A 261-nucleotide genomic window follows, 5' to 3' on the forward strand; every position below is an offset into this window, starting at 1 on the left:
CGAGGCCCCCTGCAACAGCGTCTCCGAGCGCGCGAACGCCGACGTACGGACGAGTCCCGGCACGTCCCGCTGGATCAGCGCGTCCAGGGAGAGCATGGCGAGCGCCTGCGAGAACCCCGCGACCGCCGACAGACAGGCCACCAGGAAGGCACCGAAGAACAGGGCGGCGGGGTTCGCGGCCCCCAGCACACACGCGACGACCGTCACGATGATGATCTCCGGGGGGCGCGGTCTCAGCCAGGCCCCCACCGCCGTGCCGAG

General features: G+C 72.4%; 1 pseudogene. It reads right to left on the minus strand.

From position 1 onward, the window contains the following. Positions 1-261 (minus strand): annotated as a pseudogene (locus tag KVT44_RS56265) (MFS transporter); the annotation flags it as partial.

The organism is Streptomyces sp. GbtcB7 (assembly GCF_019091445.1).
In the GTDB taxonomy this organism is placed as follows: domain Bacteria; phylum Actinomycetota; class Actinomycetes; order Streptomycetales; family Streptomycetaceae; genus Streptomyces; species Streptomyces mirabilis.